At 56.6% G+C, this 5,549-nt stretch carries 2 tRNA genes and 3 rRNA genes; all 5 read left to right on the top strand.

Annotated features, from left to right (window positions below):
- Window positions 1-202: 202 nt before the first annotated feature.
- The 5 genes from D7Z94_RS25465 (at window position 203) to rrf (ending at window position 5,508) form a co-directional block, all read left to right on the top strand.
- A 16S ribosomal RNA gene (locus D7Z94_RS25465) occupies window positions 203-1,728 on the top strand.
- Window positions 1,729-1,870: 142 nt separating this feature from the next.
- Window positions 1,871-1,944, top strand: a tRNA-Ile gene (locus D7Z94_RS25470).
- 142 nt (window positions 1,945-2,086) lie between these two features.
- Window positions 2,087-2,160 (top strand) — tRNA-Ala (locus tag D7Z94_RS25475).
- A 240-nt stretch (window positions 2,161-2,400) separates the two neighbouring features.
- Window positions 2,401-5,241, top strand: a 23S ribosomal RNA gene (locus D7Z94_RS25480).
- Between the two features lie 155 nt (window positions 5,242-5,396).
- A 5S ribosomal RNA gene (gene rrf, locus D7Z94_RS25485) occupies window positions 5,397-5,508 on the top strand.
- Together the 16S, 23S and 5S rRNA genes with 2 tRNA genes alongside form the textbook arrangement of a ribosomal RNA operon.
- Window positions 5,509-5,549: the final 41 nt, after the last annotated feature.

Genomic DNA, 5,549 nt, shown 5'->3' on the forward strand with positions numbered 1-5,549 from the left:
AAAAAACCGGTTTATATTTGCAGCCGCTTTGGGGGCATGCCCTTGGGGTTTTAGGAAGTTCATTTACATATTGTGGAGACGAGGAGCGGGCCTTTTTGATGGCCTATCTCCGAGGAAAAGACAACATAAGCAGATAATGATAATTTAGATCGAGGGCACGGGATCGGGCTTCGGGCGCCGGCGCGTAGATATATACGAGTCGACGATGAAGAGTTTGATCCTGGCTCAGGATGAACGCTAGCGGCAGGCCTAACACATGCAAGTCGAGGGGCAGCATTTCCAGCTTGCTGGAAGATGGCGACCGGCGCACGGGTGCGCAACGCGTATGGAACCTGCCCGCTGCAGGGGAATAGCCCGGGGAAACCCGGATTAATGCCCCGTGGTACCGTTACACGGCATCGTGTACCGGTTAGAGCCTACGGGCGGCAGCGGATGGCCATGCGTACCATTAGCTGGTTGGTAAGGTAACGGCTTACCAAAGCTACGATGGTTAGGGGCCCTGAGAGGGGGATCCCCCACACTGGTACTGAGACACGGACCAGACTCCTACGGGAGGCAGCAGTGAGGAATATTGGACAATGGGCGGAGGCCTGATCCAGCCATGCCGCGTGCGGGAAGACGGCCCTACGGGTCGTAAACCGCTTTTGTACGGGAAGAAACCTCTCCACGTGTGGAGAGTTGACGGTACCGTAAGAATAAGGACCGGCTAACTCCGTGCCAGCAGCCGCGGTAATACGGAGGGTCCGAGCGTTATCCGGAATCATTGGGTTTAAAGGGTCCGTAGGCGGGCCGTTAAGTCAGGGGTGAAATACCACGGCTCAACCGTGGAGGTGCCCTTGATACTGGCGGTCTTGAGTTACAGTGGAGCGGCCGGAATATGTGGTGTAGCGGTGAAATGCATAGATATCACATAGAACACCGATCGCGAAGGCAGGTCGCTAACTGTATACTGACGCTGATGGACGAAAGCGTGGGGAGCGAACGGGATTAGATACCCCGGTAGTCCACGCCGTAAACGATGGACACTAGCTGTCGGGCCCTCGGGCTCGGCGGCCAAGCGAAAGTGATAAGTGTCCCACCTGGGGAGTACGTTCGCAAGAATGAAACTCAAAGGAATTGACGGGGGCCCGCACAAGCGGTGGAGCATGTGGTTTAATTCGATGATACGCGAGGAACCTTACCAGGGCTTAAATGCATAATGACAGGGGTAGAGATACCCTTTTCTTCGGACATTTTGCAAGGTGCTGCATGGTTGTCGTCAGCTCGTGCCGTGAGGTGTCAGGTTAAGTCCTATAACGAGCGCAACCCCTGCCGTTAGTTGCCAGCATGTAAAGATGGGGACTCTAACGGGACTGCCGGTGCAAACCGCGAGGAAGGTGGGGACGACGTCAAATCATCACGGCCCTTACGTCCTGGGCCACACACGTGCTACAATGGCCGGTACAGCGGGAAGCCACCCCGTAAGGGGGCGCGGATCCACAAAACCGGTCACAGTTCGGATCGGGGTCTGCAACCCGACCCCGTGAAGCTGGAATCGCTAGTAATCGGATATCAGCCATGATCCGGTGAATACGTTCCCGGGCCTTGTACACACCGCCCGTCAAGCCATGGAAGCCGGGAGTGCCTGAAGTCCGTCACCGCGAGGAGCGGCCTAGGGCAAGATCGGTAACTAGGGCTAAGTCGTAACAAGGTAGCCGTACCGGAAGGTGCGGCTGGAACACCTCCTTTCTGGAGCGCGGCGCCCGTTGCGCCCCTTCCCGTGCCCTTCGGTCTTTTTTTTCTTTTTTTTTTTTGCCTGTTGTCCCCCACGTCCCCACGATAAGGATATAGCACCGGCGGCCCTGGGCCCCGTTGCACGTTGGAAAGCTACAGTCCCATAGCTCAGCTGGTTAGAGCGCTACACTGATAATGTAGAGGTCGGCAGTTCGAGTCTGCCTGGGACTACGAAGCTTCCTGCTATAGTTTTTGTACCATGGGCCAAGGCCCGTGGACGTTCATTGAGAATAGGATCATTGGAAATTCTAGGTGTTGAGTTGCCGTTATATAGTACTGTTAACTGATAACCGTTAACCGACAACTGAAAAACGGGGGATTAGCTCAGCTGGCTAGAGCGCCTGCCTTGCACGCAGGAGGTCATCGGTTCGACTCCGATATTCTCCACCTACGCTCGCCGTAGCTCGCTTCGGTGGACAAGTCCACTTGGGAAGAGAGCGAAGGAGAGCTTACGAATTGGGCGAAGAGTTTGTTGCCGATGGTTGTTTGTAATTGTCGGTGGCGACCCGCCACAAAGTTCATTGACATATTGGGACAGGGCGCGCATTTTTTATTGATGTGCGCACTGGGAGGAAACACGAATTTTTTTAAGTAGAAAGAGCGAGCGACTAGGAATCAAAGGTTCGGCGACAAGCTGGACAAGGGCGTATGGGGGATGCCTAGGCTCCCAGAGGCGACGAAGGACGTGATAAGCTGCGAAAAGCCGCGGGGATCGGCACACACGATATGATCCGCGGATGTCCGAATGGGGCAACCCACCATACTGAAGGTATGGTACCCCGCAAGGGGGGCGAACCCGGTGAACTGAAACATCTAAGTAGCCGGAGGAGGAGAAAACAAGAGTGATTCCGGTAGTAGCGGCGAGCGAAACCGGAGAAGCCCAAACCACGTTTGTCTCGGCAAACGTGGGGTTGTAGGACCGCGCGATCGTGTACATGACCGACCGGAACCCCTTGGAAAGGGGGGCCGCAGACGGTGACAGCCCGGTACGGGAAGGGCATGTACATGTAGCGGTATCCTGAGTAGCGCGGGGCACGTGAAACCCTGTGTGAATCCGGCGGGACCATCCGCCAAGGCTAAATACTCCTGGGAGACCGATAGTGGACCAGTACCGTGAGGGAAAGGTGAAAAGAACCCCGAACAGGGGAGTGAAACAGACCCTGAAACCATACGCCTACAAGCGGTCGGAGCAGTGCTTGCACTGTGACGGCGTGCCTTTTGCATAATGAGCCTACGAGTTGCCCTTACTAGCGAGGTTAAGGACTTCAGGTCCGGAGCCGCAGCGAAAGCGAGTCTTAACAGGGCGCTTTAGTTAGTAGGGGCAGACGCGAAACCGTGCGATCTACCCATGGGCAGGCTGAAGCTGTGGTAACACATAGTGGAGGGCCGAACCCGTTGACGTTGAAAAGTCTTGGGATGACCTGTGGGTAGGGGTGAAAGGCCAATCAAGCTCGGAAATAGCTCGTACTCCCCGAAATGCATTTAGGTGCAGCGTGTTATCAGTTTCATAGAGGTAGAGCTACTGATTGGATGCGGGGGCTTCACCGCCTACCAATTCCCGACAAACTCCGAATGCTATGAAACGTTGTAACGCAGTGAGGGCATGGGTGCTAAGGTCCATGTCCGAGAGGGAAAGAACCCGGACCACCGGCTAAGGTCCCCAAATATATGCTAAGTTGACAAAACGCGGTGGGACTGCACCGACAGCCAGGATGTTGGCTTGGAAGCAGCCATTCATTTAAAGAGTGCGTAACAGCTCACTGGTCGAGCGGTCCCGCATGGATAATGATCGGGCATAAGCATATTACCGAAGCCGTGGCCCGCGTACATGAGTACGCGGGGGTAGGGGAGCATTGTAACGGCGCCGAAGGGGGACCTGCGAGGGCCCCTGGAGCTTTTACAAACGAAAATGTAGGCATAAGTAACGATAAGCGGTGCGAGAAACACCGCCGCCGAAAGACCAAGGTTTCCCCGGCCATGCTAATCAGCCGGGGGTCAGTCGGGACCTAACGCGTACCCGAAAGGGGAAGTGGATGGACAAGCGGTCAACATTCCGCTACCCGCACGGTGCCAAAAGCGACGGAGGCGAGGAGTCGGTGCGTGCAGACGGAATTGCACGTTGAAGGGAACGGCAACGTCCCGATAGTACGCCAAGGCCACGGCCGAGGCGATAATCCGGCATATCGACTTCCAAGAAAAGCGAACCGTGCGGCCCGTACCGTAAACCGACACAGGTGGTCGGGATGAGAATTCCAAGGCGCTCGAGAGATTCATGGTCAAGGAACTAGGCAAAATGGACCCGTAACTTCGGGAGAAGGGTCGCCCCCCTCCGGGGGGGCCGCAGTGAAGAGGTCCAGGCGACTGTTTATCAAAAACACAGGGCTCTGCAAAATCGAGAGATGACGTATAGGGCCTGACACCTGCCCGGTGCCGGAAGGTTAAGGGGAGATGTGAATCCTTCGGGAGGAAGCATTGAACTGAAGCCCCGGTAAACGGCGGCCGTAACTATAACGGTCCTAAGGTAGCGAAATTCCTTGTCGGGTAAGTTCCGACCTGCACGAATGGTGCAACGATCTGGACACTGTCTCGACCATGATCTCGGTGAAATTGTAGTATCGGTGAAGATGCCGGTTACCCGCAGTGGGACGAAAAGACCCCGTGCACCTTTACTATAGCTTCGTATTGACCTTGGGCAACCAATGTGTAGGATAGCTGGGAGGCTTCGAAGCCGTGTCGCCAGGCACGGTGGAGCCGTTGTTGAAATACCAGCCTTTGTTTGTCCGGGGCCTAACCCTCTTGAGAGGGGACAGTGCGTGGTGGGTAGTTTGACTGGGGTGGTCGCCTCCAAAAGAGTAACGGAGGCTTCCAAAGGTGCCCTCAGCACGCTTGGCAACCGTGCGCAGAGTGCAATGGCACAAGGGCGCTTGACTGTGAGGCATACAGGCCGAACAGGTACGAAAGTAGGGCATAGTGATCCGGTGGTTCCGCATGGAAGGGCCATCGCTCAAAGGATAAAAGGTACGCCGGGGATAACAGGCTGATCTCCCCCAAGAGCTCACATCGACGGGGGGGTTTGGCACCTCGATGTCGGCTCGTCACATCCTGGGGCTGGAGAAGGTCCCAAGGGTTGGGCTGTTCGCCCATTAAAGTGGCACGCGAGCTGGGTTCAGAACGTCGTGAGACAGTTCGGTCTCTATCTACTGCGGGCGTCAGAGATTTGAGCGGTGCCGGCCCTAGTACGAGAGGACCGGGCCGGACCGACCGCTGGTGCACCGGTTGTCCCGCCAGGGGCATCGCCGGGTAGCCACGTCGGGACGGGATAAGCGCTGAAGGCATATAAGCGCGAAACCCGCCGCGAGATGAGATCTCTTTAAAGGGCCGTGGGAGACGACCACGTCGATAGGCCGCAGGTGGAAGTGCAGCGATGCATGCAGCCGAGCGGTACTAATTGCCCGTATGGCTTGCGCAGGCGTGCGCCCCCTCCCTAGGGAGGGGGGCGCGGACGGCCTTTGGCCCATAGGGCCCGCTTTGTTTACTTGAAAAGATTCCCCGTTCCCTCCCCGTCCCATTATAATGTCATGCTTCGGCTGTGCTCAGCGACCGGACATAAAGATATCGAAGACCTAGGTGGCCATGGCGGCGGGGCCCACCCCTTTCCATTCCGAACAGGGAAGTTAAGCCCGCCAGCGCCGATGGTACTGCCCGAAAGGGCGGGAGAGTAGGGAGCCGCCTTCCTCAAGGCCCCCCTCCACATAACAGTGGAGGGGGGCTTTTTT

The sequence above is a fragment of the Ulvibacterium marinum genome, assembly GCF_003626755.1.
GTDB classification, from domain to species: Bacteria; Bacteroidota; Bacteroidia; order Flavobacteriales; family Flavobacteriaceae; genus Ulvibacterium; species Ulvibacterium marinum.